Below are 20,506 nucleotides of genomic sequence, written 5' to 3'. Positions count from 1 at the left end.
GCCCTGTGCAAAAGTCCTTTCGCAAGTGCGGAATACGGGACGGTCCGATCGACCTCCTGCGACGAGTTGATGCTTTCGGTAAGAACACGGTTTTCGGCGGATTTACGCCAGATTAACGGCATTCACCCGTTCACGCCGTTTGACACCCCGCACCCCGGCTCCTATATGGCGGCATCGCTCGATCGCTTCGAGCAAGGCATGTCCATGCGCGGGGACACGCCCGGGAAGGAGGCGATCGGGATTTCATCCGACGTGGAAGGCTGCAGGCCGCATGGAGACCCGAACCCCGGGAATCCGCGTGCCAGGCGGCCTTTCTTGCGTTCCGGATGGTCTGCTTTCGGGCAGGCGACGTCACTCGCGACGACGAATTTTTACGAAGGCCGTGTCCCTTGCGACTCGGTCCTCACACGAAGAGGCAAAGACCAGCTCATGGCCACCAAGCCCATCGACACCACCCCGCTGGTGCGCACTGCGAAGAAGCGCATCCGCAAGATCTTCGGCGACATCCACGAAGTCGTCCAGATGCCCAACCTGATCGAAGTCCAGCGCGAGAGCTACGAGCAGTTCCTGCGCTCGGACCCGTCGGTCGGCTACGTCTCGGGCCTCGAGAAGACCCTGCGTTCGGTGTTCCCGATCCGCGACTTCGCGGGCACCAGCGAGCTGGACTTCGTCCACTACGAGCTGGAAGACCCCAAGTACGACGTGACCGAATGCCGCCAGCGCGGCATCACCTACGCCGCGCCGATGAAGGTCACGCTGCGCCTCATCGTGTTCGAGGTCGACGCCGAGACCGAGACCCGCTCGGTCCTCGATATCAAGGAGCAGGACGTCTACATGGGCGACATGCCCCTGATGACGGAGAACGGCACCTTCTTCATCAACGGCACCGAGCGGGTCATCGTCTCGCAGATGCACCGTTCGCCGGGCGTCCTGTTCGACCATGACCGCGGCAAGACCCACGCTTCGGGCAAGTTCCTCTTCGCCGCCCGCGTGATCCCGTACCGCGGTTCGTGGCTCGACTTCGAGTTCGACGCCAAGGACATCGTCAACGTCCGCATCGACCGCAAGCGCAAGCTGCCCGTCACCTCGCTGCTCTACGCGCTGGGTCTCGACGGCGAGCAGGTGCTGAACCACTTCTACGCCACCATGTCGTGGAAGCGTGGTTCGGGCGGCTGGCAGCTGCCCTACACCCCCGAGGCATGGCGCGGCGCGAAGCCGACCTTCGACATCGTCGATGCGAAGTCGGGCGAAGTCGTGTTCGCCGCCGACACCAAGATCTCCCCGCGCGCCGCGAACAAGGCGCTCAAGGACGGCCTGCAGGAACTGCTGCTGCCGACCGAGGAAATCTTCGGCCGCTATTCCGCCAAGGACCTGATCGACGAGTCGACCGGCCGCATCTACATCGAAGCCGGTGACGAAGTGACGCCGGAAAACCTCGACGCGCTCGACGCGGCGGGCTTCGACCAGATCGACCTGCTCGACATCGACGAAGTCAACACCGGTCCCTGGATCCGCAACACGATGAAGGCCGACAAGGCCGAGAATCGCGATATGGGTCTGGAAGCGATCTACAAGGTCATGCGTCCGGGCGAGCCGCCGACGAAGGAAACCGCCGAAGCCCTGTTCGATGGCCTGTTCTTCGACGCCGACCGCTACGACCTCTCGGCCGTTGGCCGCGTGAAGATGAACATGCGCCTCGGCCTCGATGCCGAGGACACCGTCACCACCCTGCGCGTCGAGGACATCCTCGCCGTGGTGAAGGAACTTGTCGGCCTGAAGGACGGCAAGGGCGAGATCGACGACATCGACAACCTCGGCAACCGCCGCGTGCGTTCGGTGGGCGAGCTGCTGGAAAACCAGTACCGCGTCGGCCTGCTGCGCATGGAGCGCGCCGTGAAGGAGCGCATGTCGTCGGTGGACGTGTCGACGGTCATGCCGAACGACCTTATCAACGCCAAGCCCGCCGTGGCCGCGGTGCGTGAGTTCTTCGGTTCCTCGCAGCTTTCGCAGTTCATGGACCAGACCAACCCGCTTTCGGAAGTCACCCACAAGCGCCGTGTTTCGGCCTTGGGCCCGGGCGGTCTGACCCGTGAGCGCGCCGGCTTCGAAGTCCGCGACGTTCACCCGACCCACTACGGCCGCATCTGCCCGATCGAAACGCCGGAAGGCCCGAACATCGGTCTGATCAACTCGCTGTCGACCTTCGCGCGCGTCAACAAGTACGGCTTCATCGAAACCCCGTACCGCAAGGTGCTCGAGGGCAAGGTGACCAAGGACGTCGTCTACCTCTCGGCGATGGAAGAGCAGAAGCACACCGTCGCGCAGGCTTCGGCCGAACTGACCGGTGACGGCTCGTTCGTCGAGGAACTCGTCTCGGCTCGCCAGAACGGCGAATTCGTGATGAGCCCGCGCGACCAGATCACGCTGATGGACGTTTCGCCCAAGCAGCTCGTCTCGGTCGCCGCCTCGCTCATTCCGTTCCTGGAAAACGACGACGCCAACCGCGCTCTCATGGGCTCGAACATGCAGCGTCAGGCCGTGCCGCTCGTCAAGGCCGATGCGCCTTACGTCGGCACCGGCATGGAAGAGACCGTCGCTCGTGACTCGGGCGCCGCGATCTCGGCCCTGCGTGCGGGCATCGTCGACCAGGTCGATGCGACCCGTATCGTCATCCGCGCCTCGGGCGACATCGAAGCCGGCAAGTCGGGCGTCGACATCTACCGCCTGCAGAAGTTCGAGCGTTCGAACCAGTCGACCTGCATCAACCAGCGCCCGCTGGTGAAGGTGGGCGAGCTGGTCGAGACCGGCACGATCATCGCCGACGGCCCGTCGACCGAGTTCGGCGAGCTGGCGCTGGGCCGCAACGTGCTCGTCGCGTTCATGCCCTGGAACGGCTACAACTACGAGGACTCCATCCTCATCTCCGAGCGCATCGTGAAGGACGACGTGTTCACGTCGATCCACATCGACGAGTTCGAGGTGATGGCCCGCGACACCAAGCTCGGGCCGGAGGACATCACCCGCGACATCCCGAACGTCGGCGAGGAAGCCCTGCGCAACCTCGACGAAGCGGGCATCGTCTACGTGGGCGCCGAGGTTCACCCGGGTGATATCCTCGTCGGCAAGATCACCCCGAAGGGCGAAAGCCCGATGACGCCGGAAGAAAAGCTCCTGCGCGCCATCTTCGGTGAAAAGGCTTCGGACGTCCGCGACACCTCGCTGCGTCTGCCGCCGGGCGTTTCGGGCACCATCGTCGACGTGCGCGTCTTCAACCGCCACGGCATCGAGGTAGACGACCGTACCCGCGCGATCCAGAACGAGGAAATCGAACGCCTCGCCAAGGACCGGGAGGACGAGCGTGCGATCCTCAACCGCGCCACTTACAACCGCCTGAAGGACATGCTCCTCGGCCAGGTCGCCACTTCGGCGCCCAAGGGCCTCAAGAAGGGCGTGGACATCACCGACGAGGTGCTGGCCGAAGTCGAGCGTCACGAGTGGTGGAAGTTCGGCGTTGCCGACGACCACGTCCAGTCGCAGCTCGAAGCGGTCAAGACCCAGTACGACCTCACCGTCAAGGCGATCCAGGAGAAGTTCGAGGACCGCAAGGAAAAGCTGGAGCGCGGCGACGAGCTGGCTCCGGGCGTCCTGAAGATGGTCAAGGTCTTCGTCGCGGTGAAGCGCAAGCTGCAGCCGGGCGACAAGATGGCCGGCCGTCACGGCAACAAGGGTATCATCAGCCGCATCCTGCCGCTGGAAGACATGCCCTTCCTGGAAGACGGCACCCCCGTCGACTTCGTCATGAACCCGCTCGGCGTGCCTTCGCGCATGAACGTGGGCCAGATCTTCGAGACGCACCTTGGCTGGGCCGCCCGCGGTCTGGGCAAGCGCATCGGCGATGCTCTGGACGCATGGCGCGTGGCCAACCCCAACCCGGTCGCAGGGCAGCCGCCCGAGGCCGTTCGTGAACTGCTGACCGAAATCTACGGCGACAACTACGCCGAAGACATCGCGACGCGCACGGACGACCAGATCGTCGAGTTCGCCGACTCCGTCCGCAAGGGCGTGCCGATGGGCTCGCCGGTGTTCGACGGCGCGGTCGAGAAGGACGTCACCGACATGCTCCGCCTCGCAGGGCTGGACGAGTCGGGCCAGGTGGACCTGTTCGACGGCCGCACCGGCGACCGGTTCGACCGCAAGGTGACCGTGGGCATGAAGTACGTGCTCAAGCTGCACCACCTTGTCGACGACAAGATCCACGCCCGTTCGATCGGTCCGTACTCGCTCGTCACCCAGCAGCCGCTGGGCGGTAAGGCGCAGTTCGGTGGCCAGCGCTTCGGTGAGATGGAGGTCTGGGCTCTCCAGGCCTACGGCGCCGCATATACCCTGCAGGAAATGCTGACGGTGAAGTCGGACGACGTTGTCGGCCGTACCAAGGTCTACGAAGCGATCGTCAAGGGCGACGACACCTTCGAGGCCGGCATTCCCGAGAGCTTCAACGTTCTCGTCAAGGAAATGCGCTCGCTGGGTCTCAACGTCGAGCTGACCAGCCACGACGATGCCGAAGACGACGACGGCGTCGCCCTGGCGGCGGAGTAAGGGATGCAAGGGCGGGGCTTCGGCCTCGCCCCTACTCTCCCCCGCCCAGACAAGATTTCACCCTCTAGAGGGATAAAACTATGAACGACCTGACCAAGTTCACGAACCAGATGGCGAAGCCCGAGACGTTCGACCAGATCCAGATCGGTCTGGCGAGCCCCGAGCGCATCCGCTCCTGGTCCTTCGGCGAGATCAAGAAGCCGGAAACCATCAATTACCGCACGTTCAAGCCCGAGCGTGACGGCCTGTTCTGCGCCCGCATCTTCGGTCCCGTGAAGGACTACGAGTGCCTGTGCGGCAAGTACAAGCGCATGAAGTACAAGGGCGTCGTCTGCGAAAAGTGCGGCGTCGAAGTCACCGTCACCAAGGTGCGCCGCGAGCGCATGGGCCACATCGAGCTGGCCGCCCCGGTCGCGCACATCTGGTTCCTCAAGTCGCTGCCTTCGCGCATCGGCCTGCTGCTCGACATGCAGCTCAAGCTGCTTGAGCGCGTCCTCTACTTCGAGAGCTATATCGTCATCGAGCCGGGCCTGACCCCGCTCGAGAAGTACCAGCTGCTGACCGAAGACGAGATGCTCGACGCGCAGGACGAGTATGGCGAAGACGCCTTCTCCGCCGGCATCGGCGCCGAGGCCGTCAAGCACATGCTGATGAACCTCGACCTCGAGCAGGAGCGCGCGGATCTGCTGCAGGAACTTGAGACGACCAAGTCGGAACTCAAGCCCAAGAAGATCATCAAGCGCCTCAAGGTCGTGGAATCGTTCATCGATTCGGGCAACCGCCCCGAGTGGATGATCCTCGACGTCGTGCCGGTCATCCCGCCCGAACTGCGCCCGCTGGTGCCGCTGGACGGTGGCCGCTTCGCGACTTCGGATCTCAACGACCTGTATCGCCGCGTCATCAACCGCAACAACCGCCTGAAGCGCCTGATCGAACTGCGCGCGCCGGACATCATCGTGCGCAACGAAAAGCGCATGCTGCAGGAAGCGGTCGACGCCCTGTTCGACAACGGCCGCCGTGGCCGCGTCATCACCGGCGCCAACAAGCGTCCGCTGAAGTCGCTGTCCGACATGCTCAAGGGCAAGCAGGGCCGCTTCCGTCAGAACCTGCTCGGCAAGCGCGTGGACTACTCGGGCCGTTCGGTCATCGTGACCGGGCCGGAACTCAAGCTGCACCAGTGCGGCCTGCCCAAGAAGATGGCGCTCGAACTGTTCAAGCCGTTCATCTACGCCCGTCTGGACGCCAAGGGTCTGTCGATGACCCTGAAGCAGGCCAAGAAGTGGGTCGAGAAGGAGCGCAAGGAAGTCTGGGACATCCTCGACGAAGTGATTCGCGAGCACCCGGTCATGCTGAACCGCGCGCCGACACTGCACCGTCTGGGCATCCAGGCGTTCGAGCCGGTCCTGATCGAAGGCAAGGCGATCCAGCTGCACCCGCTCGTCTGCTCGGCCTTCAACGCCGACTTCGACGGTGACCAGATGGCCGTCCACGTGCCGCTCTCGCTGGAAGCCCAGCTCGAAGCGCGCGTGCTGATGATGTCGACCAACAACATCCTCTCGCCCGCCAACGGCAAGCCGATCATCGTGCCTTCGCAGGACATGATCCTCGGCCTGTACTACCTGTCGCTCGACCGCGACGGCGAGCAGGGCGAAGGCATGAAGTTCGCCGACATGGCGGAAGTCCATCAGGCGCTGCACGTCGGTGCCGTGACCCTGCACTCGAAGATCGAGGCCCGCGTGCCGCAGACCGACGAAAACGGTCAGCAGTACATGAAGCGCTTCCAGACCACGCCGGGCCGCATGCTGCTGGGTGAATGCCTGCCGAAGTCGCACACGGTGCCCTTCGACGTCGTCAACCGCCTTCTCACCAAGAAGGAAATCGGGGACGTCATCGATCAGGTCTACCGTCACACCGGCCAGAAGGACACGGTGCTGTTTGCCGACGCGATCATGTCGCTCGGCTTCCGCAACGCGTTCAAGGCGGGCATCTCCTTCGGCAAGGATGACATGATCATCCCGGACTCGAAGGTGGCGCTGGTGGCCGAGACCAAGGAACTGGTTGCCGACTACGAGCAGCAGTACCAGGACGGTCTGATCACCCAGCAGGAGAAGTACAACAAGGTGATCGACGCCTGGAGCCGCTGCGGCGATCAGGTTGCGAACGCCATGATGGACGAGATCAAGGCCCAGCCAATCGACCCAGAAACCGGCCGCATGGCACAGATCAACTCGATCTACATGATGAGCCACTCGGGTGCGCGTGGTAGCCCGGCGCAGATGAAGCAGCTTGCCGGTATGCGCGGCCTCATGGCCAAGCCGTCGGGCGAGATCATCGAAACGCCGATCATCTCGAACTTCAAGGAAGGTCTGACCGTTCTTGAATACTTCAACTCGACCCACGGCGCTCGTAAGGGCCTCGCGGATACGGCGCTCAAGACGGCGAACTCGGGTTACCTGACCCGCCGTCTGGTCGACGTTTCGCAGGACTGCGTCGTCGTCGTCGATGACTGCGGCACCGAGCGCGCGCTGGAAATGCGTTCGATCGTGCAGGGCGGTTCGGTGATCGCCTCGCTTGCCGAGCGTATCCTGGGCCGTACCCTGGCCGAGGACATCGTCGACAAGGAAGGCAATGTCATCGCGACCAAGGGCCAGCTCCTCGACGAAGCCGCCGTGGCTGCGATCGAAGTGACCGGCCTGCAGTCGGCGCGCATCCGCTCGCCGCTGATCTGTGAAGCGACCCAGGGCGTCTGCGGCACCTGCTACGGCCGTGACCTCGCTCGCGGTACGCCGGTGAACATCGGTGAAGCCGTCGGCGTCATCGCGGCGCAGTCGATCGGTGAGCCGGGCACGCAGCTGACCATGCGTACCTTCCACATCGGCGGTGCGGCACAGCTGAACGAAACCTCGCACCTCGAAGCGATCAGCGCGGGCCATGTCGAATATCGCGACATCCCGACGATCGTGGACAAGCGCGGCCGCATGCTGTCGCTGGCCCGTAACGGCGAGATCGTGCTGTTCGACACCGAAGGCCGTGAACGCGCACTGCACCGCGTGCCTTACGGTACGGTGCTGCTGCACAAGAACGGCGCCAAGGTCGAGCAGGGCGAACGCCTGGCCGAGTGGGATCCGTTCACCCTGCCGATCATCACCGAGACGTCGGGTATCATCAAGTATCAGGACCTGATCGACACCCGCACGCTGACCGAGCACGTCGATGACGCCACCGGCATGACCAGCCGCGTCGTCACCGAGGACCGTTCGACGGCCCGCGCCAAGAAGAAGGAAGATCTGCGTCCCCGCATCACCCTTCTCGACGACGCGAGCGGCGAATCGGCCCGCTACATGATGGCGCCGGGCACCACGCTCTCGGTCGAGGACGGCCAGACGGTCGAAGCGGGCGACATCATCGCCCGTGCCAGCCGCGAAGCCGCCAAGACCCGCGACATCACCGGTGGTCTGCCGCGCGTCGCCGAACTGTTCGAGGCCCGCAAGCCGAAGGACAACGCGGTCATCGCCAAGGTCTCGGGCCGCATCGAGTTCGTCCGCGACTACAAGGCCAAGCGCAAGATCGCGATCATCCCGGAAGAGGGTGAACCGGTGGAGTACCTGATCCCGAAGTCGAAGGTCGTCGACGTTCAGGAAGGCGACTGGGTCAAGAAGGGCGACAACCTGGTTTCGGGCTCGCCCGATCCGCACGACATCCTGGAAGTCCTCGGCGTGGAAGCGCTGGCGGAATACCTGGTTGCGGAAATCCAGGAAGTCTACCGCTTGCAGGGCGTGAAGATCAACGACAAGCACATCGAGGTGATCGTTCGCCAGATGCTGCAGAAGGTCGAGATCACCGACGGCGGCGACACCACGCTGCTGGCGGCCGAGCAGGTCGACTACGAGGAAATGGCCGAGATCAACAGCAAGCTTCCCGAGGGCAAGCGCCCTGCAGTGGGCAAGCCGGTGCTGCTGGGCATCACCAAGGCCTCGCTGCAGACCCGCTCGTTCATCTCGGCGGCGTCGTTCCAGGAAACCACCCGCGTGCTCACGCAGGCGGCGGTCGAGGGCAAGAAGGACTCGCTGATCGGTCTCAAGGAGAACGTCATCGTCGGTCGTCTGATCCCGGCCGGTACGGGTGCGGGCATGAACCGCGTTCGCGTGGCGGCTTCCAGCCGTGACGCGGCGCTCCGCGCGGCCACCCGCCGCGTGCAGGAAGCCATGATCCTCGCCAACACCGCCGAGGAAGAGCACAAGGCCGAACTGCTGCGCAACGCGGCGGACGACCTGGGCGACAGCCCGCTCGCGGCAGTCGAGGGCGAAACCCATGGCACCGACGCCGATGCCGGCGATTACCTGATCAAGGGCGACGATCAGGACAACGGGGCCGAATAAGCCTCCAAGTCTGATGGCCAACGAGAGGCCCCGCTGGAGCGATCCGGCGGGGCTTTTCTTTTGGGCTTGTTCACAATGATGAGGCAGGTCGAAGTCTCAGTATCGCTGCCAGTATGGAGTACAAATTCTGTTACTTCCGCGCGAGTAGCCTCAATTCTGTTTCCTCCTGCATGATATCGCTGCAGAAATAGCCGCAAGACAGTTGTTTCGAGCATGGGGAGGATTCTGCGTGACCTTGAAATTGAACAGCTTGAACAAGGATGATCTCGCCGCTTTCGAGGGCAAGGGGGCGGCAGACTTCTGCAATACCGGGCTCACCACGGCGGATCAGAACCACTGCGCGCATTTCGTTTGCCACGCGCTCGGCTTCGACAAGGCTACCCCGCTGTGCGGCGACATGAAATGGGCGACGCGCAAGACCGGCGTGACTATGCGTGTCGATGGACTGTTCAATTATTGCACGGTTACCGGCGTGTTCGACGATCCCAAGACGGTTCCGACCGACATGGTTGGCAAGACCGCGTTCCTCGTCGTGGCGACGCTGTCTTCCAACATGTCCGAAACCGGCGGCACGCTATTCCTGGGGAGTAGCCCGAAGAAGCACGTCGGCATCTACGTCGATGGCTCGGTATGGAATTTCTCGAACGGCAGGCACAAGGTGGTGAAGGACACCGTCGAAAAGTTCTTCTCCAAGATGACCAGCAACTATGGCAAGAGCACGAAGTTCTACTACGCCTATCGCCAGGACATCTGATGCGGCCCGGCCTCCCCTTTGCTGTCCTGATTGCCGCCGTCGCAGCCGCAACGGCCGCCTGTGCGCATGGCCGTCCGGCCGAATCCGCGGGTGCCGTACCCGATATCGATCCCGGGCAGACGGCCTCGCTGCTTTCGGCCGTGCTCGATTCGCAGGAGGGGCATGCCGGCGTTTCGGCCGAGGGCCCTTGCCCGAAAGCCGGTCCGGCGAGCACGGTCCGCGATGATCTCGTTTATTTCCTGGGCGAACTGCGCGACCATTCGCGTATCACCTCGCAATGCCAGGTGCGCGGGGGCGAGCGTGAATGCGATCTCGTGCTGGGACGCGCGGTGCCCAAGTCGGAAGAAGTCTGGACGCGGACGTATACCATCCGGCAGGATGTCGCGAGCGGACGCGTGCTGGCGCCGATCGCCTGCTATTCGATTCCCTGAGGGGCTCGCGTCACTCCGCCGCGACGGCCGCCGCCGCTTCGTTGGCCGCCTCGATCTCCGCTGCCTTGGCTTCCACCAGGCTGACGATGTGGTCGAGCATGGATTCGCTCTGGACGGTGTGGTCGGTCACGCCCGAGAGGTAGACCATGTGCTTGCCGTTGCCACCGCCCGTCAGGCCGATGTCGGTTTCGCGCGCTTCGCCGGGGCCATTGACCACGCAGCCCAGCACCGAGAGCGACAGCGGCGTCTTGATGTGCTGCAGGCGCTCTTCCAGCGCCTCCACGGTGCGGATCACGTCGAAGCCCTGACGCGCGCAACTGGGGCACGAGACGACGCGCACGCCGCGCGTACGCAGACCCAGGGCCTTGAGCATTTCGAAGCCGACGCGCACTTCTTCCTCGGGTTCGGCCGAGAGCGAGACGCGCAGGGTGTCGCCGATGCCGGACCACAACAGCATGCCCATGCCGATCGAGGACTTGACGGTGCCGCCGATGAGGCCGCCTGCCTCGGTGATGCCGAGGTGCAGCGGGCAGTCCACCGCGTCCGCCAGGCCCTGGTAGGCGGCGACGGCAAGGAACACGTCACTGGCCTTCACCGCCACCTTGTATTCGTGGAAGTCGTGGTCCTGCAGCAGCTTGATATGATCGAGAGCCGATTCGACCAGCGCCTCGGGGCAGGGCTCGCCGTACTTTTCCAGCAAGTGCCGCTCGAGGCTGCCGGCGTTGACGCCGATGCGGATCGCGCAGCCGTTGGCCTTGGCGGCGCGCACCACTTCGGCGACGCGGTCGGCCGAGCCGATGTTGCCCGGGTTGATGCGCAGGCAGGCCGCGCCCGCATCCGCAGCTTCGAGGGCGCGCTTGTAGTGGAAATGGATGTCCGCGATCAGTGGCACGCGCGAGCCGCGCACGATCTCGCGGAAGGCCGCGGTGCTCTCGACATCGGGGCAGGAGACGCGGATGAGGTCGGCCCCGGCATCCTCGCAGCGGCGGATCTGCTCGATCGTCGCCTTGGCGTCGGAGGTCAGGGTGTTGGTCATGGTCTGGACCGTGATCGGCGCATCGCCGCCGACGGGGACACTGCCGACCATGATCTGGCGGCTCTTGCGGCGCTCGATATCGCGCCAGGGACGTACGGAGGACATGGCCCCTCTATAGGCGCTCTGCCCCGCGGATTGAAGACGGTTTGCGAAGGGCCGCTGGCGACTTCGTCCGATTTCGGGCATTTAGCCGGGCATGACCGTCCATGCCGCTGCCGCTTCGCTTGCCGACGACGAGAATTGCGAACTCCCGCTGCTGTTCGCCCGCGTGCTCGACGGGCGGGGTGGAGCGCGGATCGTGAACTGGAAGGAGGCGCAGCGCTGGCGTCCGGATGCTGAGGGAGAAGTGCTGTGGGTCCACCTGCTGCGCACGCATCCCGGCGTGCAGGACTGGCTGGAGGCGCACTGCGCGCTGCCCGAGCCGACCGCCGAACTGCTCACCAGCGATGCCAACCGGCCCCGTGCCTTTCGCGAGGGGCAGACGCTGGTGGCGACGCTGCGGGGCATCAACTTCAACCCCGGCGCGGCGCCGGAGGACATGCTCTCGCTGCAATTGTGGAGTGACGGGCGGCGAGTCGTCACGCTGCGGCGGGCGCCGTTGCAGACCCCGCGTCTGGTCGCCGACGACCTCGACGCCGGAGAAGGTCCGGAGGATGCCGGTGCGCTCATCACCGCGCTTACGGAGCACCTGATCGACCGCATGAGCCACGCCATCGTCGACATGAACGCGATGATCGACGAACTCGAGGACGAGACGGCGGATACCTATTCCGACCGGACGCTGGACAAGATCGCGGCGATCCGGCGCCAGAGCCTTGCCCTCAAGCGCCACATGTCGCCGCAGCACGAGGCGCTGACGGCAATCGCCAACAGTGCGCCGGGCTGGTTCGAGGATCATGACCGGCGCGAAATCGCCGAATCGATCGCCCGCCTGCGCCGGTATCTCGACGACCTCGACATCAGCAAGGAATCGGCGCTGGTGCTGCAGGACGACATCCGCGCCCGCGCCGCCGCCAATTCCCAGCGTACGCAATACGTGCTGGCGGTGGTGGCGGGGGTGTTCCTGCCGCTGACCTTCATCACCGGGCTATTGGGCATCAACGTAGGCGACATTCCGCTGGCGCACGAGGGCTCGCACGGGTTCTGGATCATCACCGGCCTGTGCGGCGCGATCCTAGGGGTGGAGATCGCGCTGCTGCGGCGGTTGAGGTGGTTTTAGGGAAGCCTCAGAGTATCCGGCTTGCGGCGAGCACGGCTCCATTGGCGTCGAATTGCTGCTGGTAGATGCCCCATACCCCGGCCTTGCGGACGCCGATGACCGTGCTTGACCGCCCGCCTTGCGTATCCGGGTAGTTGGCGCGGCCATAGACCAGAAGCGGTCCGGGGTCGCCGTGGAAGCCCGCATTGTTCACCATTCGTACGTTGAGGCGTGCTCCGCCCTCGCCGGGAGCGGGGCGCAAATGGGCACAGCGCACCTGCGTCCGCGCGGCATTCGCCTTCATGAGAAAGCTGCACCCGTTCAACATGCCGGTGACCATCAGGTCTGGGCCATTCTGGTCGAGCACGTAGCCATCCAGAGCGACGACGTTGTATGGCGCATTCCCCGGCACCATGTAGATGCTATGGGCGTCGAATTCGAAGTTTCCCGGATAGATGTGCTCGTCGTGCGTGATCTGGAAGATTTCCGTCCCCGAAGTGACGTCGGACGAGATGTAATACGTGACGACTTGCGATGGCGGGCCCGGCCGCCCCGCGATCTTGATTTGATAAGCCTGAAGAAATTCGACCGTCGTGGGGCCACGCAGGAAGCCAAGGGCCTGATCCGGAGTCATGATATTCTCCCCCGCCGCAGTATTGCGTCATCCCCCTGCAAGCGGCGATCGTCCAGACGAGGATTCCATACTTTCCCGGGACTGGATCATATGCGGCCACCGTGGTCAACGATGCGATCGTTTGTCAGGTGCTCCGGTCGGCCTGCGCGGCGAGCCGGGCGAACAGGAATTCCTCGTCGCGGTGCTCGCCGACCATGAAGTGGATGTCGGCGACTTTCTCGAACCCGTAGCGCGCGTAGAATTTCTGCGCGCCGGGGTTGTCGGAATAGACCGAGAGCTGCATTTCATCGGCGCCGAAGGCCGCGCCCTCGGCTAGCGCCCAGTCCATCAGTATGGCGCCGATGCCCTGGCCGGTGGCGGCAGGGTCGGTGTAGAGCTGCTTGAGTTCCACCACCGTTTCTCCGCGCGCGTGCTCGGGCCAGCCGCAGGCCATGACCAGCTTGCAGAAGCCGAGCAGGTGCCCGTCCCGCTCCGCCAGCATCACCCGCATCGCCGGGTCGGCGATCTCCTTGCCGACCTTGCCCTCGCTGTGCGAGCCGGCGAGGAAGTTGGCGAGGTTCTCCGCCGTATAGAGGTGTCCGAACTTGGCGACGAAACTGTCGGTGCCGAGCCGCGCCAGGGCGGGGGCATCGGCGGTGGTGGCGGGGCGCAGGTCCATCACAGTTCCTTGGTCATGCAGATCGAGAAATCGTCGGAGACATAATCGCCGAATGGCGGGCACTCGACGAAGCCATTGGCGCGGTAGAGCCCGTGGGCGGGGTGGAACGGCTCGGGCCGCCCGGTCTCTAGGCTGACGCGGGCGTAGCCGCGCGCGCGGGCCTCCTCCAGCAGGTGGGCGAGCAGCGCCTTCCCGACGCCTTTGCCGCGATAGTCGGGGGCGGCGCGCATCGACTTGAGTTCGCCGTGGCCCTCGGCCAGGTGCTTGATCGCGCCGCAGCCGGCCAGCGTCTCCCCGTCCCAGGCGGAGAAGAAGGCGACGTCCGACTGGCGCAGGCGCGCTGCGGGCATGGCGTGGACGCTTTCGGGCGGCGACCAGCGGTGCATCTCGTCGAGGTGGAACTGGAGCAGGGCCAGCACCGCCTCGCCGGTGAGGTCATCGGGTACGATGCGCAGGTTCATGGTCTCGTCCGCCGAAGGGTCAGGAATGCTTGTCCGCCTTGCGGCGTCCCATCCGCATGCCCGCTTCCAGCCGCGCCCGCAACTGGGTGTAGTAGTCCGAGAGGAAGCGTCGTTCCGAACCCCAACCGTCGTTGCGGCCGATCTTGGTGGAGATCGTCTGGTAGACCGTTTCCAGCGAATCGGCGCGATCCTCGCGCAGGACGCGTTCGAGCGCCTGCAGTTCGAACTCGCCGTAGACGGCCAGTTCGGCATCGTCGAAGTGGAACTGGAAGCGTTCGGCATCGGTGCTTGGCCCGGCGGTGGACATCGCCGCTTCCAGCTTCTGCTTCGGGCGTTCGAGCACCCAGCTTCCGGCGATCACGTCGCCGGCGCGCAAGCCGTCGCGGTTGAACAGCGGGAACAGCAGGAAGATCGCCAGCCACGCCGCCGCCGCCAGCCAGGCCATGCCGCTGTCGATGCCGGCCATGGCGATCAGCGGGATCGGCAGGAACATTTCTATGTCGCGCAGCAGGTTGCGGGCGATCACCATCTCGGCGGTGAGCCTGCCCCCGTCGCGCGCGGCGATGCGAATGCCGGTCAGCCGCTTGCCGGGGGTGGCGCCGCGCGGACCCAACTCGAAGAACAGGAAATAGGCGTTGCGGAAAAGGAACATCGCGATGATCCACACGATGAACAGGAACTGCAGCGCCTGCGCGGCCACACCCCGACCTTCGGCGGCACGGGCGAACTGCACGGTGCCGCCTGCGATCTGTACCAGCGCGATCGTGGTGCCCACCATCAGCAAAACGATGATGACGAGGTCGAGGATCAGCGCGCCGACCCGCGCCCCGCGCCCGGCCACCGTGACGGGAAGCGATATCCCCTCGGGCGTGACCAGCACGCGTTGCTTGCCCGAACGGTCGAGCGGGCGACGGGGCGCGCGGCTCATCGTCCGGCTTTCCCGCGATAGGCGAAGAAGTAGGCGCTCCACGCCAGCAGCATGAACCCGCCGACCGCGAAACGTCCCGGCGTATGATCGACCAGCTGGCGCGCGAAGCCTTCCAGCAGCGCGGCGACCACCAGCATCAGCACTACCCCGGTCATCACCAGCGCGGCCCGCCGTCCTGCCTCGGCGGTCGCCTGCAGTACCGGGCGATTGCCGGGAAACGCGATGGCGCGCCCGATGTGCAGGCCCGCAGCCCCCGCCAGCAGGATCGCGAACAGTTCGGTGGTGCCGTGGATGCTGATCCATCCGGCGAAGTCCACCAGCAGCCCGGCCTTCCAGTAGACCCAGCCCATCGCCCCCAGCCCGGCCAGGTTGTGGACCAGCAGCAGCAGCGAGGGGATGCCCAGCGCAAAGCCCAGCGCGAAGGCGAGGATCGAGACTTGCGCATTGTTGCTGAACAGCTGCGCGGCGAAAATGCTCAGACCGTCCTTGTCGGCATGGCCGAACAGGGTGCCGCGCAGCACCGCCGCGCTGGCGCCGGGGGCTCGCTCGCCCGCCATCTCGCGGCCCATCAGTGCGAAGTACCATTCGGGATCGTGCGAAACCAGCAGCCAGCCGACCACGGTGCCCGCGACCATCACCGTCAGCGCGATCGCGATCTCGAAGCCGATCGCGCGCACCGCCCGGCTCCAGCCGCCGCCGAGGAACCCGCGCAGCCACTCGAACAGCGAGGAGCGCGGGCCGTAGACCACATACCAGGCGCGCTGCACCAGCGTTTCCAGATAGCCCAGCGTCGCCGCATCCAGCGACGTTTCGCGCGCGATGGAAAGGCTGGAGGCGACAGTGCGATAGAGCCCGGGCAGGGCGAGCAGGTCTTCGTCGGAGATCCCCCGCAAGCGCCCCTTCTCCATGCGCACGACGATGTGCTCCAGCCGCTGCCAGTCGCTTTCGCGCTCCAGCCGGAAGCGGTCGGAGCGCAAGGCGGCGCTCTCGATGGCGGCATTCGATATGGCGTTCATCCGATCGCTCCCGAACGCTTTATGGCAAGGTAGGCGTCGATCAGCCGCGTGCCGACCTGTCGCCACGGGGCCTCGATCACATCGACGCCGATCTGCCGCAGGCGCCGGGTGACGAGCGCGCGCTGCCGCAGCAGGCCATCGGCGGCTACTGCCATCGACAGTACTTCCATGTCGCCTGGCTCGGCGGTGGAGAGTTCTTCCAGTTCCTCGTCCACCATCGTCACGAACAGCACGACGTGGCGCGAGACCAGGCGGCCGATGCTCTCGATCATCAGTTCGGCGCTGGTCGGATCGGAGAAGTCCGAGAACACCACGATCAGCGAGCGGCGCTGCAGCCGCCCGGCCAGCGTGGCGAGCGCGAGCGTGAAGTTGGGCTCTTCCGAGCGGTACTCCAGCCCCGCCGCACCACGTTGCAGGCGGTGGAACTCGCTGCTGGCGGTGACGAAGGGCGTCGCCACCTCGGGCCTTTGCGCAAAGCCGAACAGCGAAACACGGTCGCCGCCCTTGAGCGCCACGAAGGCGGTCGCCAGCGCCGCCGACACGGCGCGGTCGAGGCGCGGCATCCCGGCGATCGGCTCGCACATCGCCTGCCCGCAGTCGAAGGCGAAGACGATCTGGTTGTTGCGCTCGACCTCGTATTCCTTGGCGTAGAGGTGGACGTGGCGGGCCGAGCTTTTCCAGTCGATCCGGCGGCGGTCCATGCCCGGCTGGTATTCGGCCAGCGCCTCGAACTGCGTGCCTTCGCCCCGGATGCGGCGGGCGAGCAGGCCGTACTGCGAATCCTTGAGGAAGGCCTGCAGCGTGGGCGAGCGCACTGCCGCGATGTTCGGCCAGACGCGCACTTCCTCGTCGAGCGTGCCCGAAAGCTGCCGCGCGCCGAGCCCCAGCGGCCCGGTCCAGCGCAGCCACGCCCGCGTGACGTGCCCGGTGCCCCGGCGCGAAGGAGTGATGGCGCCGGTGCCTTGCCAACCGGCATCCGCCGGCGTCAGCGGGAAGACCAGGCGGCCTCCGGGGGCGAGGCGCGGGTCGCATTCCAGCGCGATTTCCGCGCGTGAAGGTCTGCCGAGGCGCAGTGTCGCATCGGCCTGCATCAGTCCTTCGGCGCCGACCTCGACGTCTCCGGGCACGCTTACGCGCAGGTTCGTGATGCGCCCCGCCAGCAGCGCGTCGATCACCACCAGCACCAGCACGGCGAGCCCGGCGACGGGGGCGATCACCCACAAGTCCGGGCGCGCCGCCGCGATCACCAGCGCGACCGGCGCGATCACCGCCAGCGCGATCGCCGCGCGGGCGGTGGGGACGATGGGGGCCAAAGACCGGGAGAGGGCGCGGGCCGTCACCGGATCAGCGCGGCGCTTCGGTCTGCTCGACGAGCTGGGCGACCAGCGCCTCGACCTGCTTGCCCTCGATCTCGGCCGCCGGGCTCAGCAGCAGGCGATGGCGCAGCACCGAAGTCGCCAGCGCCTTCACATCGTCGGGCACTACATAGTCGCGCCCGTCGAGCGCGGCGCGGGCACGGGCGGCGCCCGCCAGCAGCACGGCGGCGCGCGGGGAGGCGCCGCTCGACAGGTCGGCGCTTTCCCGCGTGGCGCGTACCAGCCGCACGATGTAGTCGATCACGCTGTCGGCCAGCTTTACCGAGGCGACAGCCTGCGTCACCGCTTCGAGCTGCGCCGGCGTGGTCACCGTGGCGATGCCGACGTCGGCAGGCGTCGGCGCGCCCCGGTTCTCGCCATAGCGGGCGACGATCGCGCGCTCTTCCTCGGCGCTGGGATAATCGACCAGCACCTTGAACAGGAAGCGGTCGAGCTGCGCCTCGGGCAGGGGGTAGACGCCCTGGCTCTCGATCGGGTTCTGCGTGGCGACGACGGTGAAGTGGGTGGGCAGCGGGTGCGCGGTGCCGTCCAGCGTGACGCGGCGCTCCTGCATGGCCTCAAGCAGCGCCGCCTGGGTCTTGGGCGGGGTGCGGTTGATTTCGTCCGCCAGCAGCAGGTCGCAGAAGATCGGGCCGTGTGTCAGGGTGAACTGGCTGGTCTGGAAGTTGAACAGGTTGGAGCCGAGGATGTCGCCCGGCATCAGGTCCGGGGTGAACTGGATGCGCCCGAAATCCAGCCCCAGCGTTGCCGCAAAGCACTGCGCGAGGAAAGTCTTGGCGGTGCCCGGAGGCCCTTCGAGCAGGACGTGGCCGCGCGCCATCAGCGCGATCAGCAGGTGGTCGACGGTCTCGGCCTGGCCGATCACGCCCTTGCCCACTTCGGCGCGGATCGCCTGCGCGAGCGCGCCTACCTGTGCGATGTCGGGTACGGTATCGGTCATCGGGTCAGCGTCCTTTCGAGCGCGTGGAGATCGCGCGCGGCCTTGAGCAGTTCGTGCGAGCGATGCGCCGAGCGCAGCCGCGCGGCGATCACGGAGAAGGGTTCGGTGTCGTGCCCGCGCGCGGTGAGCGCCCGGTCGATGGCGGCATCCGCACGCTCGGCGTCGAGCGTGCGGGGCAATGCCAGTGCCGTCACCAGCCGTTCGCGTGCGCGGTCGGCATAAGGCGGACCCAGCAGGTGCAGGCGGCGGGTGCGGCGCACCAGCCCGGCGGCGTTGCTCACCAGCGCGTGCTTGCCGAAGGCGATCGCGCGCTCGGGGCTCAGCGGCGGGCCGAAGCGCAGGAAGGCCCGCCAGCCGACCACCACGGCGGCCAGCAGCAGGCACAGCGTCGCGGCCAGGAACGGCGGGGTGAACGCCAGCGTCAGCAGGTTCTGCGAGCGACCATAGCCGGGAAGGGTCATGTCGAAGACGATCGGGTCGCCGGGGGCCACCCCTGCGGCGCGCACCAGTGCCTCGGCCAGCCGGGCGTTCTCGAACCGTGCCATGCCGTAGTTGTCGAGCAGGTCGGGTTCGAACACCAGGATCAGCGGCTGGCGTTCCTCGTCGGGCTCACCGTCGAAGGTCATGCGCTGCCGGGCCATGCCTTCCAGTTCGGGATAGTAGCCGCCGTCGTTCATGAAGCCGGCCAGCGTGGCGCCGCCGTCGTGGGTGACGACCAGTGGCACCAGCCCTTCGCCCTCGCCCGCGCGCACGGTGTCGGGCGCAGGCAGGGTGCCGGCAAGGGCCATGCCGCGCCACTCCGCACGGGCGCTGTCCAGCTTGGTGGTGCGGATGGTCAGCTGGTCGAGGAAGCCGGGCCACTCCAGCGTGCTCTCGCCGCCGAGATTGATCCAGCCTTTCTTCGCCTTGTCGCGTTGTTCCGCGACCGGCGGCGGGGCCAGCCACTTGGGCGCGATAACCAGCGTTGGGCCGACGTAGCGGCGCGCGGCGACGATCTTGTTGAGCTCTGCCCCCTTGATGAAGGCGGGCGGAGTGAGAACGAGCAGCCCCGGCTTCGCCAGCGCGCCCGAATTGCGCGTGGTTTCGACCGCGAAGCCCCGGCGCTCTAGGTAGTCCGCCATTGCCGCATAGCCGTTGAGGCCCTTGCCCTCGCCGTGCGCCTTGCCGTCGTTGGCGCTGCCCATGCCGACACCGGTGCCGATCATCCACAGCAGCGCCACGAACAGCAGGCCGCCGAGCACGACGATCGCCGCGACCGCCCAGATCGAAAACGGGTTCGCGCCGACGGCAACGCTCCCGTTTCTGGCGCTCCTGGCGTTCATGCCCGCAGCTCGATCTGGGCGAACTGCGCGTAAGCGGTGCGCGCCGCCGTCCAGTCTCCCGCGTCGAGGTCACGCAAGGCGAAGTAGGCACGCTCCACGCGCTGCGCGATCACCGCGAAGGCGCTGCGGCCGGTTTCCGGCAGCAGCGGCAGCACCGCGATCTCGCGCGCGGTGGAGGCGGGGTTCAGCCAGTCCGGCCGGGCGTCAGAAATCTGGCGCACGCTGCGCTGGAGCAGCAGGTGCGCAGCCTCGCCATAGCGGCCGGCAGCGGCGAGCCGGTCGGCATCCTCTAGCAGGGCGACGGCTTCGGCGCGGTTCGGGGTCCAGTGGACCTGCTCCGCCTTGGGGCGGCGGCCTCGCCATGCCTCCAGCCCCGGTTCGAGCAGCAGGCGCCACAGGATGAAGGCGCCGAGCAGCACCGCACCACCGATCAGGATCCACTGGAACACCGGCCACGACATGCCGAGCAGCTTGCCGATCGGCGCGAAGATTGCCTCCAGCAGGCGGCCGAGCGCCTTGAGCCATTCGGGAATGTCGGTCGGCGGCTGAGGCTTGATCTTGGGGAGAGGGGTATACTGGATGTCGGCCGCATCGCGCACGGCCTTCCAGTCCTGCGCGGCCGAACCCGCCTCGTTGCCCCCGCCAATCGTCACGCGGCGCACGATTGCATGGGCAGGCGGAGGGTGCAAGCGATTGAAATCGGATGTGGAAGCTTTGGCCAAAGCCCCGGCCCCGGCCCTTCCGGCAAGTGTAGGGGCCGGGGGGCGGCTCTGCGCC

At 66.2% G+C, this 20,506-nt stretch carries 15 protein-coding genes; 5 read left to right on the top strand and 10 right to left on the bottom strand.

Annotated features, from left to right (window positions below):
- Positions 1 to 429 precede the first annotated feature (429 nt).
- The 4 genes from rpoB to V2S85_RS11690 all read left to right on the top strand — a co-directional run bounded on the left by rpoB (position 430) and on the right by V2S85_RS11690 (position 10,160).
- Positions 430 to 4,596, top strand: a complete 4,167-nt coding sequence (rpoB, locus tag V2S85_RS11705) for a DNA-directed RNA polymerase subunit beta (RefSeq protein ID WP_330703038.1) — start codon at positions 430 to 432, stop codon at positions 4,594 to 4,596.
- Between the two features lie 80 nt (positions 4,597 to 4,676).
- Positions 4,677 to 8,975 carry a DNA-directed RNA polymerase subunit beta' gene (gene rpoC, locus V2S85_RS11700; protein ID WP_330703037.1) on the top strand — a complete coding sequence of 1,433 codons (4,299 nt, stop codon included), beginning with the start codon at positions 4,677 to 4,679 and terminating at the stop codon, positions 8,973 to 8,975.
- Between the two features lie 229 nt (positions 8,976 to 9,204).
- Positions 9,205 to 9,729 (top strand): hypothetical protein, encoded by a 525-nt coding sequence (locus V2S85_RS11695; RefSeq protein WP_330703036.1) that lies wholly within the window; start codon positions 9,205 to 9,207, stop codon positions 9,727 to 9,729.
- Complete coding sequence (locus V2S85_RS11690; RefSeq protein WP_330703035.1) at positions 9,729 to 10,160, top strand: hypothetical protein; 432 nt, start codon at positions 9,729 to 9,731, stop codon at positions 10,158 to 10,160. The genes V2S85_RS11695 and V2S85_RS11690 overlap by 1 nt, the downstream gene beginning before the upstream one ends.
- 10 nt (positions 10,161 to 10,170) lie before the next feature.
- On the opposite strand, the gene ispG is transcribed toward V2S85_RS11690, so the two are convergent.
- Positions 10,171 to 11,301, bottom strand: coding sequence for a flavodoxin-dependent (E)-4-hydroxy-3-methylbut-2-enyl-diphosphate synthase (gene ispG / locus V2S85_RS11685; protein ID WP_330703034.1), 1,131 nt, complete (start codon positions 11,299 to 11,301; stop codon positions 10,171 to 10,173).
- Positions 11,302 to 11,392: 91 nt separating this feature from the next.
- Here ispG and V2S85_RS11680 point away from each other — a divergent pair, with 91 nt between their 5' ends.
- Positions 11,393 to 12,415: a zinc transporter ZntB gene (locus V2S85_RS11680; protein ID WP_330703033.1), complete on the top strand. Its 1,023-nt coding sequence runs from the start codon at positions 11,393 to 11,395 to the stop codon at positions 12,413 to 12,415.
- 7 nt (positions 12,416 to 12,422) lie between these two features.
- Here the strand turns inward: V2S85_RS11680 and V2S85_RS11675 are convergent, their stop codons facing one another.
- From V2S85_RS11675 to V2S85_RS11635, 9 genes are all read right to left on the bottom strand, one after another.
- Complete coding sequence (locus tag V2S85_RS11675) at positions 12,423 to 13,028, bottom strand: hypothetical protein (RefSeq protein ID WP_330703032.1); 606 nt, start codon at positions 13,026 to 13,028, stop codon at positions 12,423 to 12,425.
- A gap of 124 nt (positions 13,029 to 13,152) precedes the next feature.
- Complete coding sequence (locus V2S85_RS11670) at positions 13,153 to 13,686, bottom strand: GNAT family N-acetyltransferase (RefSeq protein WP_330703031.1); 534 nt, start codon at positions 13,684 to 13,686, stop codon at positions 13,153 to 13,155.
- Positions 13,686 to 14,147, bottom strand: a complete 462-nt coding sequence (locus tag V2S85_RS11665) for a GNAT family N-acetyltransferase (protein ID WP_330703030.1) — start codon at positions 14,145 to 14,147, stop codon at positions 13,686 to 13,688. Before V2S85_RS11665 ends, V2S85_RS11670 begins: the two co-directional genes overlap by 1 nt.
- A 19-nt stretch (positions 14,148 to 14,166) precedes the next feature.
- Positions 14,167 to 15,075, bottom strand: a complete 909-nt coding sequence (locus tag V2S85_RS11660; protein ID WP_330703029.1) for an RDD family protein — start codon at positions 15,073 to 15,075, stop codon at positions 14,167 to 14,169.
- Positions 15,072 to 16,091 (bottom strand): stage II sporulation protein M, encoded by a 1,020-nt coding sequence (locus V2S85_RS11655; RefSeq protein WP_330703028.1) that lies wholly within the window; start codon positions 16,089 to 16,091, stop codon positions 15,072 to 15,074. Before V2S85_RS11655 ends, V2S85_RS11660 begins: the two co-directional genes overlap by 4 nt.
- Positions 16,088 to 17,431, bottom strand: a complete 1,344-nt coding sequence (locus V2S85_RS11650) for a DUF58 domain-containing protein (RefSeq protein WP_330703027.1) — start codon at positions 17,429 to 17,431, stop codon at positions 16,088 to 16,090. Before V2S85_RS11650 ends, V2S85_RS11655 begins: the two co-directional genes overlap by 4 nt.
- A 4-nt stretch (positions 17,432 to 17,435) precedes the next feature.
- Positions 17,436 to 18,407 carry a MoxR family ATPase gene (locus tag V2S85_RS11645; protein ID WP_330703026.1) on the bottom strand — a complete coding sequence of 324 codons (972 nt, stop codon included), beginning with the start codon at positions 18,405 to 18,407 and terminating at the stop codon, positions 17,436 to 17,438.
- The gene (locus V2S85_RS11640) at positions 18,404 to 19,729 is read right to left on the bottom strand and encodes a DUF4350 domain-containing protein (protein WP_330703025.1); all 1,326 of its coding nucleotides are present in this window, start codon (positions 19,727 to 19,729) and stop codon (positions 18,404 to 18,406) included. Before V2S85_RS11640 ends, V2S85_RS11645 begins: the two co-directional genes overlap by 4 nt.
- Positions 19,726 to 20,382 carry a hypothetical protein gene (locus V2S85_RS11635; RefSeq protein WP_330703024.1) on the bottom strand — a complete coding sequence of 219 codons (657 nt, stop codon included), beginning with the start codon at positions 20,380 to 20,382 and terminating at the stop codon, positions 19,726 to 19,728. Before V2S85_RS11635 ends, V2S85_RS11640 begins: the two co-directional genes overlap by 4 nt.
- Positions 20,383 to 20,506: the final 124 nt, after the last annotated feature.

The organism is Novosphingobium resinovorum (genome assembly GCF_036352595.1).
In the GTDB taxonomy this organism is placed as follows: domain Bacteria; phylum Pseudomonadota; class Alphaproteobacteria; order Sphingomonadales; family Sphingomonadaceae; genus Novosphingobium; species Novosphingobium resinovorum_B.
Note: the sequence above shows the minus strand (reverse complement) of the source record. Positions and strands in the feature narration are given on the sequence as shown.